The following is an 18,938-nucleotide window of genomic DNA, read 5'->3' as shown; positions in this document are numbered from 1 at the left end:
ATGGGACGGGGCGAGCGGGGACTGACGGGGCTCCGGAGCGCCGCCGTCGCGTCCACGATGGTCGTCGACCTCTGGTGAACTGGAGGCGTGAACCGCCGGCCGCCGTCCCGGAACGGCCGTGGGGCCGCGAACCGCCGGTGCGGTTCGCGGCCCCACGGGGGACGCTCGAGTGCGGTTACTCCGAATCGGGCTCGTCGGGGTGACGGCGCAGGTGGATGACGGCGGCGGCCAGGCCGCCCCAGAGCACGGCGATGGAGACGACCATCATGACGATCGCGCTGGTGGACATCAGCGGTCCTCCTCCTTTTCCTTGTCGACGGCCGCGACACTGGCACCGGAGGGGGCGATGTCGTTGGGCTCCTCCAGCTGGACGGGGTCCTGAGCGTCCTTGGCCTCAGCGGCGCGTTCGGCGTCGTGGCGGGCGATGACGTCGGCGCGCTTCCAGGGGAAGCACGACATCACGATGCCGAAGACGACGGCACCGATGGCCACGCCCCACCCCGCGGCGAGCAGGTATCCGGTGGGGTAGTTCCCGTAGTTGGTGCTCAGCTCGGTGCGCAGGCTGTCCCACATCATGACGCCGATCAGGACGGGGGTGACGCCGCCCAGGGTGATCCTCCACCACAGCCCCAGGTGGATGCTGGAGACGGAGTTGGCGTGGGCCTGGAACAGCGGCAGTTTGCGCACGCCCCAGGAGACGAAGATGACCAGGACCAGTCCGGCGAGCGCGATGCCGTACTGGTTGATGAAGTGGTCGAAGACGTCGAGGAAGTGCAGGCCCTCGGGCGTCGGGAAGAGCAGGATCGAGGCGAGCGCGGTGGCACCGCCGACCAGCAGCACGGTCTGGGTTCGGCCCATGCCGGTGCGGTCCTGCACGGCCGAGACGATGACCTGCACGATGCTGATCAGCGAGGTGAGTCCCGCGATGACCAGGCAGCCGAAGAACAGCACACCGAAGAGCGAACCGCCGAAGGGCAGGCTGGAGATGATCTGCGGGAACGCGATGAAGGCCAGCCCGATACCGGAGGTGGCGACCTCGTCCACGGCGGTCCCGGCGGCGGTGGCCATGAAGCCGAGGGCCGCGAAGACGCCGATGCCGGCCAGGAGCTCGAAGGAGCTGTTCGCGAAGCCCGCGACCATCGCCGAGCCGGTCAGGTCGGACTTACGCCGCAGGTAGGAGGCGTAGGTGACCATGATCCCGAAGCCGATGGACAGGGAGAAGAACACGTGGCCGTAGGCGGCGATCCACACCTTGCCGGTGAGCATCGCCTCCCAGTCCGGGGTGAAGAAGGCGTTGAGGCCGGTGAGCGCCCCGTCGAGGGTGAGCGCCTGGACCACGAGAAGACAGAACAGGACCACCAGTAGCGGGATGGTGATCTTGTTGAGGATCTCGATGCCGCGGCGGATGCCGATGACCAGCACGGTCAGGGTCACGAACCATACGGCCACCAGCGGCCAGGCGACACCGGAGACGAACCCGGAGACCAACCCGGGCTCGGGGCTCATCTGGAGGAAGTCGTTGAAGAAGAACCCGTCGGGGTCCTCGCCCCAGGCCTGGTCGACGGAGAACCACGTGAAGCGGATGGCCCAGGCGATGATGACGGCGTAGTAGACGGCGACCACGAAGCAGATGGCCACCTGCCACCACCCGATGGCCTCGGCAGGGCGGTAGATGCGGCGGTAGGACAGCGGGGCCGAGGAACGGTACCGGTGCCCGATGCTGTACTCGAGGATGAGCAGCGGGATACCCGCCGTCAGCATCGCGATCAGGTAGGGCAGGAGGAAGGCCCCGCCCCCGTTTTCGTAGGCGATGTAGGGGAATCGCCAGATGTTGCCCAGTCCGATGGCCGATCCGATCGCGGCCATCAGGAATCCCGCGCGCGTCCCCCACTGCTCGCGAGGCTGTTGCCCCATGTTCAGGTCTCCTAAATCATCCCGTAGTTCGCGATCCGCACGGTAGCAGGATTTGGGCTTTTGGGCATTGTTGAGGCGACTTCGGGCGCAGGATGTCGCAGCTCACCGGGCTATCGGTGCGGGATCGTCCAGCGTGCAGCGGTGGCACTCCGGGTGAGGCGCGCTTACCTTCCACGTTCAGCGGAGCTCACCCGGAGGGCGTCGTGAGGGGCGGATCAGGCTCCGCGATGGCGCGGACGCGGGCGCAGTCGCGCGTTGGGCAGCTCCGGCGCGGGCAGTGCCGCGCCGCCGTCGGCGCGCACCGGGTCGAAGCGGAAGCCGCCGTCCCGGTCGCGCCCGTCGCGCTGCGCCTCCCAGTCGGCGCGGGCGCGCACGATCTCGTCGTGGTCGCGGCCCACGAAGTTCCACCACATCACGAGGTCCTCGGTGAAGGGTTCCCCACCGATCAGGAGCAGGTGGGTGCGTTCGGCGGCGTGGAACTCGACGCGGTCGCGGCCGGTGCCCAGGTAGAGGAGGGAGCCGGGGACGACGCGGTGGCCGTGCCCGTGGACGGGGGCGTCCAGGGGCAGCAGACCGTGCTCGTACCCCGGACGGACCGGAAGGCTCACGCTCCGACCCGCCTCGACGACGATCTCGGCGCCCACCAGCGGCGTGTACGTGCGCGCGGGGGAGCGGTGTCCGTGGAGCTCGCCCATGATGACGGTGACCTGAGCGCCGGGCACCGTGAACCGGGGCAGGTCGGCGTGGTGCTCGAAGTGGGCGGCGCCGGCGCGGTCGTCCTCGGGCAGCGCCACCCACAGCTGCGCCCCCTGAAGCAGGTCGGGTGCCCCGTCCGGGGTGCGTTCGGAGTGCGCGATGCCGTTCCCAGCGGTCATGAGGTTGAGCTGGCCGGGGCGCACGAGCTGGTCCGAGCCCAGTCCGTCCAGGTGGTGGACGGTTCCCTGGACCAGCCAGCTCACGGTCTGCAGGCCGATGTGGGGGTGGGGCGGGACCTGCATTCCGGGTCCGGCGCTGACGTCGGCGGGACCGTAGACGTCGGCGAAGCACCAGGCGCCGACCATGCGGCGGTTCTTCCCTGGCAGGGCGCGGTTGACGAGCATGGCGCGCGGTCCGCCCAGGGGGACCTCGCGGGGTTCGAGGAGTTCGGTGTCCGGCTCGGGGCCGGTGCGGTCCGCTTCGCAGACGCGCTGTTCGACGGGGTGGGGTTCGACGTTGCTCACCCGTCCGACGCTAGTCCAGCCCGGGCGTGGGCGCACGCGGTAGAAGGTGTGACGTGCGAGTTGGGCGGGTCGTGCCATACGGCAGGGGGCGTTCGGGGTAGGAGTGGGGGTGGGCCCGTGTCCGGGCCGCCGTGTGCCGTTCCGGGAGGAACCATGACCCATGTCCCCGACGAGGTCGCTCCCGGTGTGCACCGGATCGGTGATCCGCTGGTGAACTTCTACCTGGTCGAGACCGAGGAGGGGCTGGTGATGGTGGACGCCGGCCTGCCCTCCCACAGCGGCCGCTTCCTCGACGCGGTCGCCTGGGTGGGGGGTCGGCTGCGGGCGGTGGTGCTCACCCACGCCCATCCGGATCACACGGGTCTGGCCGAGCGGGCGCGGGACAAGGCGGGCGCCCGGGTGTGGGTGCACGCGGCCGACGCACCGATCCTGGCGGACGGTCCGACGAGTGCGATGGTGCACGCCCGTCCCGAGCGGCCGTTGCTGCCCTACCTGGCGAAGTATCCGGCGTCGGTGCGTACGCTGCTGAGGTTGGGGCGGTCGGGGGCCTTCACCTCGGACCGGGTGAGTGAGTTCTCCGAGTTCGGCGACGACCAGGTGTTGGGGGAGGTTCCGGGGTGCCCGAGGGTGGTGCCCGCTCCGGGACACACCCCGGGCAGTGTGCTGGTGGTCTTCGAGGAGCGCGGGGTGGTGTTCACGGGGGACGCCCTGGTGACCTCTGATCCCAGCATCGGCTGTGAGGGGCCCCGGGTGGTGAGCCGGATGTCCACGCACGACAGCGCCCGTGCTCTGGAGTCGTTGGGAGGTCTGGCCGATCTGCCCGAGGGGAGTGTGCTGCTACCCGGGCACGGCGCGCCGTTCAGGGACGGTCCGCGGGCGGCGGCGATCCGGGCGCGGGCGACGGGCGTGCGCTGACGTTCCCGTCTTCCGGTGGACCGGTTCGCGTGGTCGCGGAGACCGGCGCGGGCGGTGGGAGGATGCGAGTCATGTCCGTACGCGAACTCGTGGTCCTGGGGACCTCCAGCGCCGTGCCCACCCGTCGGCGCAACCACAACGGCTACTTCCTGCGCTGGGGCGACCAGGGGGTGCTGTTCGACCCGGGTGAGGGCACCCAGAGGCAGATGCGACTGGCGGGGCTGGCGGCCAGCGACATCACCCGGGTGTGCGTGACGCATTTCCACGGCGACCACAGCCTGGGGTTGCCGGGAGTCATCCAGCGCGTCGCCCGCGACCGGGTCGCGCACACGGTCAGGGTGGCCTACCCGGGAGCGGGCGAGGAGTACTGGCGGCGGTTGCGGCACGCCACCGCCTTCCACGACACCGGGGTGGTCGTGCCGCAGCCGGTGGGCGGTTCCGGGAGCTGCCCGGTGGGTCCGGAGGAGCCGTTCACGGTCACGGCCCTGCCGCTGCGGCACTCGTTGCCCGCCTACGGGTACCGGCTGACCGAGCCGGACGGGTGGCGGATGCTCCCGGAGCGCCTGCGGAGCCTGGGCGTGCGCGGGCCCGACATCGCGCGGCTCCAGCGTGAGGGAGAGCTGGAACTGGCGGACGGGCGTGTGGTGGAGCTGGCGGAGTGCGCGGTGCCCCGGCCCGGCCAGGTCTTCGCGTTCGTGATGGACACCGGTGAGTGCGAGCAGGCGGTGGAGCTGGCGCGGGGCGCGGACATGCTGGTCATCGAGTCCACGTACCTGGACTCGGAGGAGCACCTGGCCGAGGCGTACGGGCACCTGACGGCGCGTCAGGCCGGTCGGATCGCCGCTCGGGCGGGGGTGCGTCTGCTGGTGCTGACGCACCTTTCGGAGCGATACGAGGAAGCCGAGGAGGCCCTGTTCGCCGCCCAGGCGGGCGAGGAGTTCGAGGGCCGGGTGGTGCTCGCCGCCGACCTGGACCGGATCGCGCTGCCCCCGAGGCGCTGATCGACCGGCGACCCGACCGAACCAGGCGCGTGCGCGGGGAGTCAGAGGAGTCGTTGTCCCCCATTGTGGAAGGCGTGACATGGCCCCCCAGCCCGATTCCGTAGTACCCGCCCCCGGTCGGCCCCGTGATCCGGTGGGCCTGGTGTCCCGAGCCGGAGGCGTACTGGTCGGATTGGTCCTCGTGGCCACCGGATGCTCGCTGCCGGACCGTGCCGACGGGCCCGCTCCGTCGGAGAGCGGTGACGCCGTCGAGGAGGAGACCGCGGACTCCGTCTCCGTGGTCTCCCACGTTCGGCGCGGAACCACCGGCGGCGCCAGCAACCGGTTCGACTCCACCCTGCGCGTCGACGCCGTCGTCGGCCACACCGACCGCACGGTCCTGCGCCTGACCGTCTCGCCCGAAGGAGAGGAGGGCGCGTCGGTCAACGCCCTGAACGCCTTCGCCGGAGGCGTGCTCGGTGAACACGTGACGAGTCCGCTGGGCTTCACCGTCATCGACCCGGTGGGGCAGAGGATCTACGTGCCCGCGCACAGTGACTCCGGGTTCGTGGGCTCGCGGATCGCCGCGAACACGGTGGTGGGCGCGCACTACGAGCTGGAGGCGCACTTCGCCCCCCTGCCCGCCGGAACGGAACGGGTCAGTCTGTCCACCCCCGGCACCCAGGGCGTGTTCACCGGGATCGAGGTGGACGACCGCTTCGACCAGCCCTGGGACCCCGGTGAGGCGCCCACCGAGAGGGAGCCGGCGCCCTCGGACGTCGTGCCGGGGCAGACCGTCACCATGCCGGTCAGCGACGGCCCGGTCCCGGAGGAGGGCCTCGACCTGTACAGCATCGTCGAGAGCACCGAGGCCGTCCGTGAGACCTCCTTCGGCGAGCAGCGGGTGGACCTGGACACCGACGTGCTCTTCGAGTTCGACGAGGACGAGCTCACGGACGAGGCGACCGCCACCCTGGACGCGGTGGTCGCCGAGACCCGGGAGAAGGCCGACCCCGATCTGCCACCGATCACCATCGTCGGGCACACGGACGGCAGGGGCGGCGACGCCCACAACCAGGCCCTGTCCGAGTCCCGCGCCCGGGCGGTACGCGACTACCTGGAGGAGGAGCTGGGAACGGCGTACACGTACGAGTCGGAGGGGCGTGGTTCGAGCCGGCCGCTCCTCCAGGAGGGCGGGGACGACGACGAGGAGGCCAGGGCCCGTAACCGCCGGGTGGAGATCGCGTACAACGTCGCGGCGGAGGCGGAGGTCGTCCGGGACGGCGCGCAGGAGACGGTCTCGGCGGTGATCGGTACGGGCAACACCGCCGCGCCCGCCGACGGTGCCGAACCCGCCACGGAGGCGGTGGCCAGCGGGAGCGCGGAGGTCACGGTCGGCTTCGACTACGACTTCGACCTCTACTCACTGCGCCGCGACGGTGCCTTCGTCGTCGCCGAGATCGACCTGACGAACAGGAGCGCGAGGACGATCACGCACGTCCACGGCGCGCACTTCGGTGCGGCGGGTGTCCAGGGCGGCCGGTTCGGCGGGTTCGGTGTCGAGGTTCCCGACACCGGCGACGTGTACCGGTCCGTGCGGATCGGACAGGCCCGGGTGGACGAGGAGGACCCGTGGTTGGGCACGACGTTGGACAGGACCCCGTACGTGGAGCCGATCGGGTATCCGTACCTGATCGACCCCGGCTCCACCAACCGGGTCAACCTGTACTTCCCGGCGCCGCCGTTGGAGGTGGGGTCCGTGACGTTCCGGGCCGGGCTGTTCGGTGACTTCGAGGACGTCCCGTTGCGGTGATCCGGGGCCCCGGCCCGCCCCTCGGGGACGGGCGGGCCGGGGCTCAGTCCTGATCCAGGGCGTGTTCGGGGTCCGGGGCGGCCGGGGTCTCCTGCGGCGCGGAACCCGGCACGCCGGGTACGGCGGTCTGGGCGATGAACGCGCCGGTCACGATGACCACCGCGCCGATCCCCTGCACCAGGGTGAGCGCCTCGCCGAGCAGCGCCCAGGCGAGCACGATGGCGGTGACCACTTCCAGGTAGGCCACACCGCCCGCGACCTGGGGTGAGAGGCGTCGGATCGCGGAGACTCCGGCGAAGTAGGCGATGGCGGTGCACACCACGCACAACCACAGCACGAGGGCCCAGCCGGGCAGGGTGAGCGCGCCCAGGGGAAGCGGGTCGGCGAGCAACCCCCACGGCAGGGTCCACGGTCGGGCGAGCGCCCCGAGCAGCACCGAGGCGACCAGGGCTCCGAAGGCGATCACCGCGAGGGGGTCGGTGTCCTCGCCCATGGCGTCCCCGAGGAGGAAGAAGGCGGCCTGGGCGGCGGCCGCTCCCAGGGCCAGGCCGACGCCGACGGCGTCCAGGCTCATGCCCGCCCAGATCTCCAGGAGCAGGCCGAGGCCGGTGACGGCCAGGACGACGCCCACCACGGCGGCGGGGGAGACCCGGTGGCGGCGCACCACCCGAACCCAGAGCAGGACCAGGACCGGTCCGAGGAACTCCACCAGCAGGGCGATGCCCACGGGGATACGGGCGACGGCGGCGAAGTAGAGGGCCTGGACACCGGCCATGGGGAAGACCCCGTAGGCCAGGACCAGCAGCGGCCGGTTCCGTGCGGTGCGCCAGTGCCGCACCGCGACGGGGAGCAGGACGAGCGCCGCCCCGGCCACGCGCAGCCAGGTGACCTGGAGCGGGTCCATGCCCGCGTCCAGCAGGGGGCGCGCGAAGACCCCCGCTCCTCCGAAGGCCAGGGCTGCGGCGAAAGCGAAGGCCAGCCCCGAGGGGCGGTGGCGGGCGGCGTGGGCGGACACAGGGCACTCCGGGCAAAGGTGGGGAGAGGGGATCTCGTCGAGCATAGGGGGGCGGGGGCGGCCGCCCCGGCCTCAGGTGCCGCGTCCTACCGCGCGGGACTCAGATCCAGCTGGGCCCAGGCCACGTCGTGCCAGGCGTCGAACTTGCGCCCGACCCGCCGCATGACGCCCACGTCCTCGAAGCCCATGGCCCGGTGCAGCCCGAGGCTGGCGTCGTTGGGCAGGGTCATGCAGGCGACGGCGGTGCGCATACCGCGCTCCGCCAGTCGGGGCATCAGCGCGGAGTACAGCGCCCGTCCCGCGCCCCGGCGGCGGCGTCCGTGTTCGAGGTAGACGCTCACCTCACAGGTCCGGTCGTAGGCGGCGCGGGTGCGGAAGGTGCCCCCGTAGGCGTAGCCGAGCACGCCCTTCTCGTCCTCCAACACGATCCACGCGTGGTCGCGCTGGGCCTCGGTGATGCGCCGGGCCATTTCCTCGGAGGAGGGCGGTACGAGCTCGAAGGTGATGGAGGTGTCGGTGACGTAGGGCGCGTAGACGGCCGCGCACGCCGCCGCGTCGGTGACGGTGGCGTCGCGGATACCGTCGTGCGTGGTCAGGGCGTTCATGATTGACGATGATAGGCGAACGTGTCCACTATGGTGAACGCATGAGCGACGACATCGGGCCCGCACTGGCCGGAACACTGCGTTGCCTGCGCCGTGAACGCGGGCTCAGTGGTGCCGCCCTGGCGGACCTCTCGGGGGTCTCCCGCGCCATGATCAGCCGAATCGAGAACGGCGAGGCCCAGCCCACCGCCTCCCTGCTCGGCCGCCTCTCCGGAGCCCTGGGCCTGACCCTGTCCGAACTCGTCGCCCAGGCCGAACAGGGCGAACGCAGGCTCGCCCGCCGAGACGAGCAGCCCCTGTGGACCGATCCCGAGACCGGCTACCGGCGCCGCGCGGTCTCACCCACCTCCGGCGGATCGCTCGAACTCGTCGAGGTGGAACTCCCCGCGGGCGCGCGCGTGGCCTACCCCGAGGAGGTTTTCGCCTTCACCCATCACCAGATCTGGGTGCTGGAGGGCACGCTCGCCTTCCACGAGGGCGATGAGACGCACCTCCTGGAGCGCGGCGACTGCCTCCAGCTCGGGGCGCCGGCGCCCTGCGTGTACCGCAACCCGACCGGACGGACCTGCCGCTACCTGGTGGCCGTCACCCGCCGGAGCTAGGCTCGGGGCCGGTCAGAGCGGCGAGGAAGGCCGTCCGCTGGCCGCGCAGCCACACACCCCGCCGTTCCCTGGCGTGCTCCCACACCTGCCAGCCGCCCGCCCGCTCCACCGCGTCGACGAAGGCGCGGTTGCCCTGGTCGACCATGTCCCTGACGAAGACGTGGGAGACCTCGTGGTACCGCACGAGGGTCTCGGGCAGCGCTCGGCGGTCGGTGTCGCAGAGACCGTACCCGTCGGCCACCAACCGCAGCCGGTGCGCGACGTCGGCACCGGCGAACTCCGTGCGGGCCAGGGCCTCCGGAGGCAGGGCGGGGCCCAGATAGAAGGCGAGGGCGGCCACGTCCCAGACCGGGCGTCCCGGCGCGGCCAGGTCGAAATCGATCAGGGCGGCCGCCGCGCCGCCTCGGAAGACGAGGTTCTCCAGGCAGGGGTCGTTGTGGCACAACACAGTGCCCCCTTCCGGATCTCCGAGCGCGGTGGGCCAGGCCGCTCCGGTGTCGAACGGTACGCGCGCGGCCGCGTCGTGGTACCGGCGCAGCAGGCGGGCCGAACTGGTCACGGTGTCGTCGGTGCGGGACCAGGCGGGGAAGGGCGGAAGGGCCACATCGCCCTCGACGAAGGTGAGTTCCTCCGTGCCGTCTCCGGGGTACAGGCCCAGGGGGCGGGGCGCACCGGTGAACCCGTGGTCGGACAGCGCGGTGAGATAGCGGTGCAGGGCCCCGGCGTGCGGAGGCGCCCGTCGCACGACGTGGTCGCCCCGGCGTACCACCGTGTTCATCATCCCGCCGGCCAGCTCCTGATCGCGCTCGTGGTGTCCGGTCTCCACGTCTGGTCTCCGCCCGTCGATCGCGTTCCGCGGGAAAACCCGTTGTGCCCCGCGCACCACCAACCTAGTGTCGTGCCGTCGATCGCACCAAGCCAGCTGGGAAGGGGACCCGTGAGTCCCGCGCCGCGCCGCCGTTCACCGCAGGAGAAGAAGCTTCTGAGCTACGCCAGGGACCGGCGCAACGGGTACGGCGAGAACGACAAGAGCTCCCGCCGCAACATCGCCCGGAACAAACGGCGCCAGGTACGGGTGCCGCGTCGACGCGCCACCGAGGCGTTGGCCGCCGCCCGGGGCGCCCTCGACCCGCGCACCTGCGCCGAGGTCCAGGAAAGGGTGGAGCGCCGCGCGCCCGCCGAGCTCCACGTGTGGCGCAAGTGGCGGGATCAGACCCTGGCCGAGTACGTACTCGGCAAGCTGGAGGAACGGGTGGAGGCCGAGGAACCGGAGGGCGCCAACACCCCGCGCCTGGAGCGCGTCCGGCACGTGTACGCGTGGGTGCGCCACCGGGACCCCGCCAGCTGACACGCCCTCGCCGGCCGCGACAGGCTGCTGGTCGCCGAGCGGGCGGGCGCTGTACACCTCGTGGGAATGGAGCCCCCGGGCCACCGTGGCGGTCGCCCGCAGGTCGGTCGGCGAGGGGCCTCCCTAGCCTGGGCGGGGAGCGGTCGGAGGGGGCCGGACGCGGACGTGTAACGTCGTTGAGGGCCTCGAACGTGGCCGCCATCACCGAATCGCGTTGACGTCCCCCAGGGCGGTGACCCGCAAGGGGCGCCAGCGCCGAAGGGACCCGAAACCCACATGACCCGTGTCAGCGACTCCGAGATGGAGAACCACCACCCTGGCGTGCGTTCGGCGTTCGAACACGTGGCCCGGCGCAACCCCGACGAGCCGGAGTTCCAGCAGGCCGTCCTCGAGGTGTTGGAGACGCTCTCCCCCGCGCTGTCGAGCCACCCCGAGTACGTCACCCAGCGCGTGCTGGAGCGGCTGTGCGAGCCCGAGCGGCAGATCATCTTCCGTGTCCCGTGGCGCGACGACCAGGGCAGGGTCCACGTCAACCGTGGATTCCGGGTGGAGTTCAACAGCGCCCTCGGTCCGTACAAGGGCGGTCTGCGTTTCCACCCGAGCGTGAACCTGGGCGTCATCAAGTTCCTGGGTTTCGAGCAGATCTTCAAGAACGCCCTCACCGGTATGGGGATCGGCGGTGGCAAGGGCGGCAGTGACTTCGACCCCAAGGGCCGCTCCGACGCGGAGATCGAGCGTTTCTGCCAGTCGTTCATGACCGAGCTCCACCGTCACCTGGGCGAGTACACCGACATCCCCGCCGGTGACATCGGTGTGGGAAGCCGCGAGATCGGCTACATGTTCGGGCAGTACCGGCGGCTGAGCAACCGCTGGGAGGCCGGGGTCATCACCGGCAAGGGCCTGGACTGGGGCGGTTCGGCGGTCCGTACCGAGGCCACGGGGTACGGCACGGTCATGTTCACCGAGCGGATGCTGGAGCGGTCCGGTCAGGGCCTCGCGGGACGCCGTGTGGTGGTGTCCGGTTCGGGCAACGTCGCGATCTACGCGGTGGAGAAGGCCCAGCAGCTGGGCGCCATCGTGGTCGCCTGCTCGGACTCCAGCGGATACGTGGTGGACGACAAGGGCATCGACCTGGACCTGCTCAAGGAGGTCAAGGAGGTCGAGCGCGCGCGGATCAGCGCCTACGCGGAGCGGCGCGCCGGAGCGTCCTACGTCGAGGGCGGCAGCGTGTGGGACGTCCCCTGTGAGGTGGCGCTCCCCTCGGCGACCCAGAACGAGCTGAACGCCGACGCGGCCCGGACGCTGGTCGGCAACGGTGTCCGGGCGGTGGCCGAGGGCGCGAACATGCCCACCACGCCCGAGGCGGTCAAGGTGTTCCGCCAGGCGGGCGTGCTGTTCGCGCCGGGCAAGGCCGCCAACGCGGGCGGTGTGGCCACCAGTGTGCTGGAGATGCGCCAGAACGCCCGGCGGACCTCGTGGTCCTTCGAGCACGCGGAGTCGGAGCTGGCCGAGACCATGGCCGGTATCCACGACCGCTGCGAGGATGCCGCGGTGCGGCACGGGTCCAAGGGCGACTACGTGCTGGGCGCCAACGTGGCCGGGTTCGAGATGGTCGCCAACGCCATGCTGGCGCAGGGCCTCATCTAGCGAGCGCCGGAAGGGTCGGGGGCGTGCCGGGGCTGGAGGGGTTCCGGGCCGCCCCCGTGGTGTCGCGGAGGTTTCCGCCCGGCTCTCGGCGGGGGCGGACGCCACGAACCCCGGCCGTCCTCCGCGGCGTTGTCGGAACCGGCGCGGACAGCCTCGCGCAGCGCTTCGAGCAGGGCCTGGACGTCGGGGGACGCGTCTCCTCCTCGGAACGGGAACAGGGCGGGGCGGGGTGCCGGTGTGCCACCGGGCCCGCCCCTCAGCCGATCACCACAGGTGGTGCACCCGGGGGCGGACGAGGTCGTCGTAGACCTCGCGGACCTGCTCGTGGACCTTGGCGTCCAACGGCGGCAGGGCCGCGGCGGCCGCGTTGGCCCTGGCCTGGTCCGCGTCACGTGCGCCGGGGATGACCACGCTCACCCCCTCCTGGTCGAGAATCCAGCGCAGCGCGAACTGCGCCAGGGTGGCGCCCTCGGGCACCAGGGGGCGCAGGCGCTCGACGGCCTCCAAGCCGGTGGCGAAGTCCACGCCGGAGAAGGTCTCACCCCGGTCGAAGGCCTCGCCGTCGCGGTTGAAGGTGCGGTGGTCGTCCGCGCCGAAGGTGCTGTCCGCGGTGAACCGGCCCGACAACAGGCCGCTGGCCAGCGGAACCCGCGCGATGATACCGACGCCGGCCGCCCTGGCAGCCGGTAGGACCCGTTCGAGGGGTTTGTGGCGGAAGGCGTTGAGAATGATCTGCACGCTGGCCGTGTTCGGCCGTTCGATGGCAGCCAGGGCCTGGTCACAGGTCTCCACCGACACTCCGTAGGCGCGCATGCGCCCCTCGTCCACCATGGCGTCCAGGTCGTCGAAGACGGCGTCGCTGGCGATGACCGCCGAGGGCGGGCAGTGCAGTTGGACCAGGTCGACGGTGTCCACCCCGAGGTTGCGCCGGGAGTCGTCGTTCCAGGCCCGGAGGTTGCCGGAGTTGTAGTGGGCCGGGTCCTGGGCCATCCGGCGGCCCATCTTGGTGGCCACGGTCAGGTGGGGGTGGTCCCTCAGGAGTCGGCCGATCCGCCGTTCGCTGAGCCCGTCACCGTAGACGTCGGCGGTGTCGACGAAGGTGACTCCCCCCTCCACCGCGGCGTTCAGGGCGCCCATGGCGTCCGCCTCGCTGACCTCGCCCCAGGCGGAGCCGATCTGCCAGGCACCGAATCCGACGGTTCCGACACGGCCGACGGTACCGAGTTCACGTGTGTCCATGGCCGTGATCCTAAGTCCTCTGGAATCGCTCCCACTCAGGTCTTTGGGCCCGGAAACCACCGGTTTCCGACCCATTTTCCCTGCGCGTGGCCGGAAACGGTCAGGCGCGTGCGAAGGCCCCGCGCACCATCGCCTCGACCAGGGCGCGCACGGCGGCGCGGTCCACCTGCTCGACGGGGCGTGTGACCAGTGTGAACAGGGCGCCCGCGTACAGCGCGCCGAGCGTGGCGACGGTGTCCTTCGTGGCCAGGGTGCCGAGGTCCTCGTGCAGTCGGACGGTGCTGGAGTAGGTGGCCTCCTCCAGGCGGCCGAGGACGGCCGCCAACCGGGGGCTGCGCCGGGCCTCCATCTGGAGTTCGAAGACGGCCAGGTAGCGGTCGCGCAGGGTGGTGGCGGCCGTCCACAGGGAGGCCGAGAGCAGGTCCACCATCGTGTGGACGGTGGCCTCGGCGCGGCCCGGACCGGAGGGCGCGACCCGGTCGGGATCGGAGACCACCTCGCCCGTGGCGCGCTCCGCCTCGGCCACGTGGAGCTCCACGATCCGCTCGGCGGCCGCGACGAGCAGGCCCTCGCGGCTGCGGAAGTAGTTGGTGGCGGTGCCTGCGGGCACGTCCGCGCGGGCTTCGACGGAACGGTGGGTGAGCCCGTGCGCCCCCCGCTGCGCCAGAAGGGTGACGGCCGCGTCCGCCAGGGCTCGGCGGCGGTGCGGGTTGGGGCGGGGCATGGGGCGATTATAGGGCGCGGAGCGATACCACTACCATCGTATTGAAATGGGTGGCGGTCGACCGCCACCCGGGACGAGGAGTGGGAGTGCCATGCGGGATCGCACAGTCACGGTCGTCGGCGGAGGCCTTTCCGGTCTGGCCTCGGCGGTGGGTCTGGCCCGGGCGGGCTGGCGGGTCCGGGTGCTGGAGCGCCGCCCCGAAGGGGGCGAGGTGGGGTCGGGCCTGGCCCTGCCCCGCAACGGCGTGACCGCCCTGGGCGCGCTGGGGATCGGGGAGGAGCGGGTGGACGAGGCGGGCCATCGCACCGTGGGGACCGGGTTCGTGGACACCCTCGGCCGCCGTGTGCTGACCATCCCCGCCGACGACCCCCGGGTGCGCCGGGCCGTGACCGTCTGGGGGTTCCACCGCCAGCGGTTGCACGCCCTCCTGAGTCGGGCGGCCCGCGACACCGGAGTGGAGCGCGTGGACGGGGCTCGGGTGACACACGTGGAGAGGGGCCGCCCCGAAGGCCCGCCCGCCGTGGTCCACTGGCGGCGGGACACCGTCGACCACCGGGACGAGTCGGATCTCGTCGTGGGCGCGGACGGCATGTGGAGTGCGGTGCGCACCGCACTCCACCCCGAGGTACGGCCCCGGTACAGCGGTAGCACCAGCTGGCGGGCCCTGATTCCCGTCGGGGCACTGGAAGGCACCGGGATGGATGGGCGCCTCGTCGAGTACTGGGGGCCGGGCGCGGAGTTCGGGGTGATGCGGGTCAGCGCCGACCTCGTGTACTGGTACGGGTACGAGCGCCAGCCCGAGGGGAGCGTCTTCGACGACGAGCTCGCCACCGCACGGGCCCACTTCGCGGGCTGGGCGCCCGGAGTGGTCTCCCTCATCGAGTCCACCGCGCCCGACCAGCTCATGCGGCACGACGTCCACCACCTGGTGCGGGGGCCGCGCCGCTACCACCGGGGGCGGGTGGTGCTGGTGGGGGACGCCGCCCACGGCGCGCTGCCGACCATGGGGCAGGGCGCCGCCACCGCCCTGGAGGACGGTGCCGTGCTGGCCCGGTTGGCCGAGCCCGCCCGGGAGGGGGACCTGGGGCGCGCCCTCGCCGAGTTCGACGCCCTGCGCCGTCCCCGGTGCCGGGCCATCGCCCGCCAGGCTCGTCTCGTCGCACGGGTGGGGGCCGACCTCGGCGGCGGCTGGCGTCAGCGGGTACGCAACGCCGCCTTCCGCCTGATTCCGGCGAACGCCCTGGTCCCCGTCGGTATGAGCGCGGTGTCGTGGTCCCCTCCGGAGCCGCTGACCCCCGCGTGAGGAGGCCCCAAGCGGGCCGCCGGCCTTCGGGCGCCGCTCGCTCCCTCACCGGAGACGCCCGGGGGCTCGCGGTACACGTGCGGGACGGACCCCGCACGGTGGGGTCCCGAGCCCCCGGGGGCGGCCTCCCTGCGTCGGGGGCGCGACGGCCGGTGCGGGACATCGCGCGTTGCCGGGGCGGCGGGCCGGGTCTAGAGTCGCGGTCCATGAGTGATCCCCGCATCGACCCGCCCCCGTCCGCCGACGAACGCACCATGCTCGACTCCTGGCTGGAATGGCACCGGGAGACCCTCGCCGTCAAGTGCCAAGGGCTCACCGACGAACAGCTGCGTGAACGCTCCACCCCGCCCTCACCCCTGTCCCTGTTGGGGCTGGTGCGGCACATGGCCTACGTGGAGCACATGTGGTTCCGCGTGGTCCTGGCGGGAGAGGACTACCACTCTCCGATCAAGTCCGCCGACGACAGGGACGGCGACTTCCTCGGCACCGACGACGCCTCGGTCGAGGAGGCCTTCGCCGTGTGGCGGTCGGAGATCGACAACGCCCGGAAGGCCGCCGCCGGACTCTCGCTGGACACCGTGGGCAGGGCGAAACGCCACGGGGAGGACATCTCCCTCCGGTGGATACTGGTGCACATGATCGAGGAGTACGCCCGCCACAACGGGCACGCGGACCTCATCCGTGAACGCGTCGACGGGACCACGGGGGAGTAGCTCCCGCGGGCCCCGGCCCTGGCGGGCACCGGGGACGGCGTGGCCGGTGCCGCGCCGCCCCCCCGGGTCAGGCGAAGGACTTGGACAGGTCCTTGACCACGGTGCGCTCGGGCACGAAGCGGACCAGCCGGGCGTCGTCGGCGTAGTACCGGAAGTCCCGGTGCCACCCGCTCTCGTCGTCGCCCAGGTACCGGGCCAGCTTGCGTCTGCTCAGAACCGGGTCGAAGGGCACCACCCGCGCCTCACCGCGCATGATCACCTGGAGGAACTCCTGCCGTTCCAGGTCGCAGGTGTCCACCACCACGGCCACCCGGGGGTCCTTCTCCAGGTGGCGGGACATCACGGCGTACTCCCCGGTGATCCACCACAGCACGCCCTCCTCCCACAGGAACCACACCGGACGAACGGTGGGCGCCCCGGAGGCGTTGACCGTGGCCACACGCGCCACCAGGGGCCGGGACAGGAAGGCGTCGACGTCGAAGGGGTGCTCGGGCCGGGGAGTATCGGGGTGAGGGGTCATGCCCCCAATCTAGGTCGCGCGAAGCGGGCGCGAAAGTGCGCGGAGCGGGCTGTGGACGGCCGGTGCGCGAGTCGGTTCCCGGCCGGAGCGGGCCAGAGGAAGGCCCGCCCCTGCCGGGGGCCAGCGGAGAGCCTCAGGAGGAGAGGTCGGGGACACCCTCTGAGTGGCTGACCTGCACGGTGTGGGTCACCCATCCGTGCTCGGTCTCCTGGTGCAGCAGAAACGCGGTGGGTTCCTCCGTGAATCCCATCGGGCCCTCCCCTTCCATTTTCAGGCGGCTCTGCTGGTGGGTGCTGGGCGCCGTGGCGAGGATGCTTCCACCGAACCCGGTGACGGTCGGCCGGTGCACGTGCCCGGCCAGGACCCGAACCACGTTCGGGTGACGGGCCACCACCTCCTCCAGAGCCGGACCGTCGTCGAGCCGCATGCCGTCGGCGAAGGGCATGCCGACGGGCACCGGTGGGTGATGCACGCATACGAGGGCCGGGACGTCGGGACGTTTCTCCAGGGCCGCGTCCAACCAGTTCAGCTGGTCGGTCCCGAGGAACCCTCCCGCCGCGCCCGGCACGAGCGAGTCCAGGACCACGAGGGTGAAGCCGGGGTACTCCACCAGGTAGTGGCAGCTGTCGCCGCCGCCGAGTTGGACACCTCCCTTGAAGGCGGAGATCAGGTTCTGGTGGTCGTCGTGGTTGCCGGTCGCCACGTGCACGGGGATCGGGAACCCCGCGATGATCGCACGCAGGGCGCCGTACTCCACTGGGTGCGCGGTGTCGGTCAGGTCGCCCGTGATGACCACGCAGGTCGGGTGCGGTCTCAGGGCCAGCACCCTGTTGATCGCCAGGGCCAGACCGGTGACGGCGGACGACTCCGGGTCCTCCAACGAGATGTGCGGGTCGCTCAGGTGGGCGACGGAGAAGGGCTCTGGGGGAGCGGAACCGGAAGTAGGGGTCATGACGGCCACAGTGCCCGAGTCGATGTCTTGTCGGCAACCGTGTTCGCCGTGAGCGGTTCGCGGGGCCGCGACGACCGCGCGCGTCGCGTCGGATGTGCCTCGGGTCGGGTGTTCGAACGCGAGTCGGTCACCGGGCGACCGTTCACGGCCCGGTCAACGGGACGCGCCGATCCGCTCGAGCCGGTCACGGAGGAGCGCCCCTGCCGCGGAGTCCGCTCCCCGCTGTCGACGGCGCCTTCCGCCCATGGAAGGTCCAGGTAGATCCTTTTCCAGGCCTGCCCTCGGAGCACGTCCTCGAGCGGGAGCAGGATTCGGTGGTCGACACCGAACCCGTGGACCATGACGAGCGGGGTTCCTTCTCCGTGCACCTGAGCGATCATCGTCCGGACCTGTCGCCCGCGTTCGGCGGAAAACCCTTTGCCGGCGGGCGATCGCGCTTCGACAATGGGCGGATGGTCGATCGACACTTCTCCTCCCCGGACCTCGCCGAGCTCTACGATCACTTCAACAACTGGCAGAGCTCGCCGCAGGACGACTTCTACCTCGACCTGGTGATGGAGGCCCGGTCCGTGCTGGACGTGGGCTGCGGCACCGGAAAGATCCAGCGGGTGGCGCGCGAGCGCGGACACACCGGCCGACTCGTGGGCCTGGACCCGGCGGACGCCATGCTGGAGGTGGGCCGCCGGGACCGCGACGACGTCGAGTGGACTCTCGGCGACCTGGTCGCCGGGCCCTACGACGACGAGGCGAGCGGCCCGTTCGAGGACGAGTTCGACCTGGTCATCATGTCCGGGCACGCCTTCCAGGTGTTCGTCACCGACGAGGAGGTGCGCGCCAACCTGGCCGCCGTCCGCAGGGCGCTCACCGCCGGGGGACGGTTCGTGTTCGAGACCCGTAACCCCGCCTTCCGTGCCTGGGAGGCCTGGTCGCCCGAACGCTCGCGCACCGTGCGGGGCCCGGACGGTCGGGACGCGACCTGCGTACACCGGCTGCGCGAAGTGGACGGCGAGCTGGTCACCTTCACCTCCGACTACAGCGTCGACGGGTGGCCCGAACCGGTGGTCAGCCGGAGCACGCTGCGGTTCCTGGACGCGGCCCGCCTCAACGGCTTCCTGGAGGAGGCCGGGTTCACGGTGACCGCGCAGTACGGTTACTGGGACCGCGGCCCGCTCACGGACGCCAGCATGGAGATCATCACCTTCGCCCGCCCCGCCTGACCCGGCCTCGTTCGAGGAGGCGGGGCCGCGCCATCCCCTCGGTGCCTCCGGCGCGGCGGCGGGCGGGATACTGGTGGCCGACCGACCACGTGAGGAGGCGTGCGTGTTCTTCTTCTACAGCAGCCGTCTGGGCTGTGTGACCTCCCTGTTGCTCTCGGCCGCGCTGACGGTGCTGGTGCTCTACCTGCTGGGCTGGATCTGACCGGGCCCC

Annotated in this window: 20 protein-coding genes; 10 read left to right on the top strand and 10 right to left on the bottom strand. The window is 71.7% G+C overall.

Translation table 11 applies throughout. The features are described 5' to 3' along the window. Positions 1–175: 175 nt before the first annotated feature. The 3 genes from ABZ635_RS10765 to ABZ635_RS10755 form a co-directional block, all read right to left on the bottom strand. Positions 176–289: a methionine/alanine import family NSS transporter small subunit gene (locus ABZ635_RS10765; RefSeq protein ID WP_357762199.1), complete on the bottom strand. Its 114-nt coding sequence runs from the start codon at positions 287–289 to the stop codon at positions 176–178. Beyond that, positions 289–1,914: a sodium-dependent transporter gene (locus ABZ635_RS10760; protein WP_357762195.1), complete on the bottom strand. Its 1,626-nt coding sequence runs from the start codon at positions 1,912–1,914 to the stop codon at positions 289–291. The genes ABZ635_RS10765 and ABZ635_RS10760 overlap by 1 nt, the downstream gene beginning before the upstream one ends. Positions 1,915–2,129: 215 nt before the next feature. Further along, on the bottom strand, positions 2,130–3,134 hold the full coding sequence (locus tag ABZ635_RS10755) for a pirin family protein (protein ID WP_357762192.1): 1,005 nt from the start codon (positions 3,132–3,134) through the stop codon (positions 2,130–2,132). Between the two features lie 153 nt (positions 3,135–3,287). Here ABZ635_RS10755 and ABZ635_RS10750 point away from each other — a divergent pair, with 153 nt between their 5' ends. From ABZ635_RS10750 to ABZ635_RS10740, 3 genes are all read left to right on the top strand, one after another. After that, a complete protein-coding gene (locus tag ABZ635_RS10750) occupies positions 3,288–4,049 on the top strand; it encodes an MBL fold metallo-hydrolase (RefSeq protein ID WP_357762189.1) in 762 nt (253 codons plus the stop codon). 71 nt (positions 4,050–4,120) lie between these two features. Continuing rightward, positions 4,121–5,050, top strand: a complete 930-nt coding sequence (locus ABZ635_RS10745; RefSeq protein ID WP_357762186.1) for a ribonuclease Z — start codon at positions 4,121–4,123, stop codon at positions 5,048–5,050. Between the two features lie 142 nt (positions 5,051–5,192). Further along, positions 5,193–6,842 (top strand): OmpA family protein, encoded by a 1,650-nt coding sequence (locus tag ABZ635_RS10740; protein WP_357762183.1) that lies wholly within the window; start codon positions 5,193–5,195, stop codon positions 6,840–6,842. Between the two features lie 43 nt (positions 6,843–6,885). On the opposite strand, the gene ABZ635_RS10735 is transcribed toward ABZ635_RS10740, so the two are convergent. Together ABZ635_RS10735 and ABZ635_RS10730 are read right to left on the bottom strand one after the other, a co-directional pair. Then, positions 6,886–7,857, bottom strand: a complete 972-nt coding sequence (locus ABZ635_RS10735) for an EamA family transporter (protein WP_357762180.1) — start codon at positions 7,855–7,857, stop codon at positions 6,886–6,888. Positions 7,858–7,943: 86 nt separating this feature from the next. After that, complete coding sequence (locus tag ABZ635_RS10730) at positions 7,944–8,462, bottom strand: N-acetyltransferase family protein (RefSeq protein ID WP_357762177.1); 519 nt, start codon at positions 8,460–8,462, stop codon at positions 7,944–7,946. A 41-nt stretch (positions 8,463–8,503) separates the two neighbouring features. On the opposite strand from ABZ635_RS10730, the gene ABZ635_RS10725 reads away from it, so the two are divergent. Next, positions 8,504–9,064 (top strand): XRE family transcriptional regulator, encoded by a 561-nt coding sequence (locus ABZ635_RS10725; RefSeq protein ID WP_357762174.1) that lies wholly within the window; start codon positions 8,504–8,506, stop codon positions 9,062–9,064. Here the strand turns inward: ABZ635_RS10725 and ABZ635_RS10720 are convergent. Continuing rightward, the gene (locus ABZ635_RS10720) at positions 9,048–9,890 is read right to left on the bottom strand and encodes a phosphotransferase (protein ID WP_357762171.1); all 843 of its coding nucleotides are present in this window, start codon (positions 9,888–9,890) and stop codon (positions 9,048–9,050) included. The genes ABZ635_RS10725 and ABZ635_RS10720 overlap by 17 nt on opposite strands. A 111-nt stretch (positions 9,891–10,001) precedes the next feature. Between ABZ635_RS10720 and ABZ635_RS10715 the strand changes: the two genes are divergently transcribed. Further along, a complete protein-coding gene (locus ABZ635_RS10715; RefSeq protein ID WP_357762168.1) occupies positions 10,002–10,412 on the top strand; it encodes a hypothetical protein in 411 nt (136 codons plus the stop codon). A 276-nt stretch (positions 10,413–10,688) separates the two neighbouring features. Beyond that, positions 10,689–12,059, top strand: a complete 1,371-nt coding sequence (gene gdhA / locus ABZ635_RS10710; protein WP_357762165.1) for an NADP-specific glutamate dehydrogenase — start codon at positions 10,689–10,691, stop codon at positions 12,057–12,059. Between the two features lie 264 nt (positions 12,060–12,323). Here gdhA and ABZ635_RS10705 read toward each other — a convergent pair whose 3' ends face one another. Both ABZ635_RS10705 and ABZ635_RS10700 read right to left on the bottom strand, forming a co-directional pair. Beyond that, positions 12,324–13,298, bottom strand: coding sequence for an aldo/keto reductase (locus ABZ635_RS10705; protein WP_357762162.1), 975 nt, complete (start codon positions 13,296–13,298; stop codon positions 12,324–12,326). A gap of 100 nt (positions 13,299–13,398) precedes the next feature. After that, positions 13,399–14,022, bottom strand: coding sequence for a TetR family transcriptional regulator (locus ABZ635_RS10700; protein WP_357762159.1), 624 nt, complete (start codon positions 14,020–14,022; stop codon positions 13,399–13,401). Between the two features lie 91 nt (positions 14,023–14,113). Here ABZ635_RS10700 and ABZ635_RS10695 point away from each other — a divergent pair, with 91 nt between their 5' ends. Both ABZ635_RS10695 and ABZ635_RS10690 read left to right on the top strand, forming a co-directional pair. Then, positions 14,114–15,325, top strand: coding sequence for an FAD-dependent monooxygenase (locus ABZ635_RS10695; RefSeq protein WP_357762156.1), 1,212 nt, complete (start codon positions 14,114–14,116; stop codon positions 15,323–15,325). A gap of 206 nt (positions 15,326–15,531) precedes the next feature. Beyond that, positions 15,532–16,038 (top strand): DinB family protein, encoded by a 507-nt coding sequence (locus tag ABZ635_RS10690; protein WP_357762153.1) that lies wholly within the window; start codon positions 15,532–15,534, stop codon positions 16,036–16,038. A gap of 67 nt (positions 16,039–16,105) precedes the next feature. Here ABZ635_RS10690 and ABZ635_RS10685 read toward each other — a convergent pair whose 3' ends face one another. After that, positions 16,106–16,558, bottom strand: coding sequence for a pyridoxamine 5'-phosphate oxidase family protein (locus tag ABZ635_RS10685; RefSeq protein WP_357762150.1), 453 nt, complete (start codon positions 16,556–16,558; stop codon positions 16,106–16,108). 133 nt (positions 16,559–16,691) lie between these two features. Continuing rightward, a complete protein-coding gene (locus tag ABZ635_RS10680; RefSeq protein ID WP_357762148.1) occupies positions 16,692–17,510 on the bottom strand; it encodes a phosphodiesterase in 819 nt (272 codons plus the stop codon). A gap of 452 nt (positions 17,511–17,962) precedes the next feature. Here ABZ635_RS10680 and ABZ635_RS10675 point away from each other — a divergent pair, with 452 nt between their 5' ends. Together ABZ635_RS10675 and ABZ635_RS10670 are read left to right on the top strand one after the other, a co-directional pair. Next, positions 17,963–18,727 (top strand): class I SAM-dependent methyltransferase, encoded by a 765-nt coding sequence (locus tag ABZ635_RS10675; RefSeq protein WP_357762146.1) that lies wholly within the window; start codon positions 17,963–17,965, stop codon positions 18,725–18,727. Positions 18,728–18,800: 73 nt separating this feature from the next. Next, complete coding sequence (locus tag ABZ635_RS10670; RefSeq protein ID WP_357762143.1) at positions 18,801–18,929, top strand: hypothetical protein; 129 nt, start codon at positions 18,801–18,803, stop codon at positions 18,927–18,929. Positions 18,930–18,938: the final 9 nt, after the last annotated feature.

The sequence above is a fragment of the Nocardiopsis sp. NPDC007018 genome, from assembly GCF_040635075.1.
Classification (GTDB): Bacteria; Actinomycetota; Actinomycetes; order Streptosporangiales; family Streptosporangiaceae; genus Nocardiopsis.
Note: the sequence above shows the minus strand (reverse complement) of the source record. Positions and strands in the feature narration are given on the sequence as shown.

What these genes read in the sequence shown, in the direction of transcription:
- ABZ635_RS10760 (WP_357762195.1), bottom strand. Translation starts at nt 1,914, where the DNA reads ATGGGGCAACAGCCTCGCGAGCAGTGGGGGACGCGCGCGGGATTCCTG.
- ABZ635_RS10675 (WP_357762146.1), top strand. Translation starts at nt 17,963, where the DNA reads ATGGTCGATCGACACTTCTCCTCCCCGGACCTCGCCGAGCTCTACGAT.
- ABZ635_RS10685 (WP_357762150.1), bottom strand. Translation starts at nt 16,558, where the DNA reads ATGACCCCTCACCCCGATACTCCCCGGCCCGAGCACCCCTTCGACGTC.
- ABZ635_RS10680 (WP_357762148.1), bottom strand. Translation starts at nt 17,510, where the DNA reads ATGACCCCTACTTCCGGTTCCGCTCCCCCAGAGCCCTTCTCCGTCGCC.
- ABZ635_RS10705 (WP_357762162.1), bottom strand. Translation starts at nt 13,298, where the DNA reads ATGGACACACGTGAACTCGGTACCGTCGGCCGTGTCGGAACCGTCGGA.
- ABZ635_RS10730 (WP_357762177.1), bottom strand. Translation starts at nt 8,462, where the DNA reads ATGAACGCCCTGACCACGCACGACGGTATCCGCGACGCCACCGTCACC.
- ABZ635_RS10690 (WP_357762153.1), top strand. Translation starts at nt 15,532, where the DNA reads ATGAGTGATCCCCGCATCGACCCGCCCCCGTCCGCCGACGAACGCACC.
- ABZ635_RS10725 (WP_357762174.1), top strand. Translation starts at nt 8,504, where the DNA reads ATGAGCGACGACATCGGGCCCGCACTGGCCGGAACACTGCGTTGCCTG.
- gdhA (WP_357762165.1), top strand. Translation starts at nt 10,689, where the DNA reads ATGACCCGTGTCAGCGACTCCGAGATGGAGAACCACCACCCTGGCGTG.
- ABZ635_RS10745 (WP_357762186.1), top strand. Translation starts at nt 4,121, where the DNA reads ATGTCCGTACGCGAACTCGTGGTCCTGGGGACCTCCAGCGCCGTGCCC.
- ABZ635_RS10700 (WP_357762159.1), bottom strand. Translation starts at nt 14,022, where the DNA reads ATGCCCCGCCCCAACCCGCACCGCCGCCGAGCCCTGGCGGACGCGGCC.
- ABZ635_RS10765 (WP_357762199.1), bottom strand. Translation starts at nt 289, where the DNA reads ATGTCCACCAGCGCGATCGTCATGATGGTCGTCTCCATCGCCGTGCTC.
- ABZ635_RS10695 (WP_357762156.1), top strand. Translation starts at nt 14,114, where the DNA reads ATGCGGGATCGCACAGTCACGGTCGTCGGCGGAGGCCTTTCCGGTCTG.
- ABZ635_RS10750 (WP_357762189.1), top strand. Translation starts at nt 3,288, where the DNA reads ATGACCCATGTCCCCGACGAGGTCGCTCCCGGTGTGCACCGGATCGGT.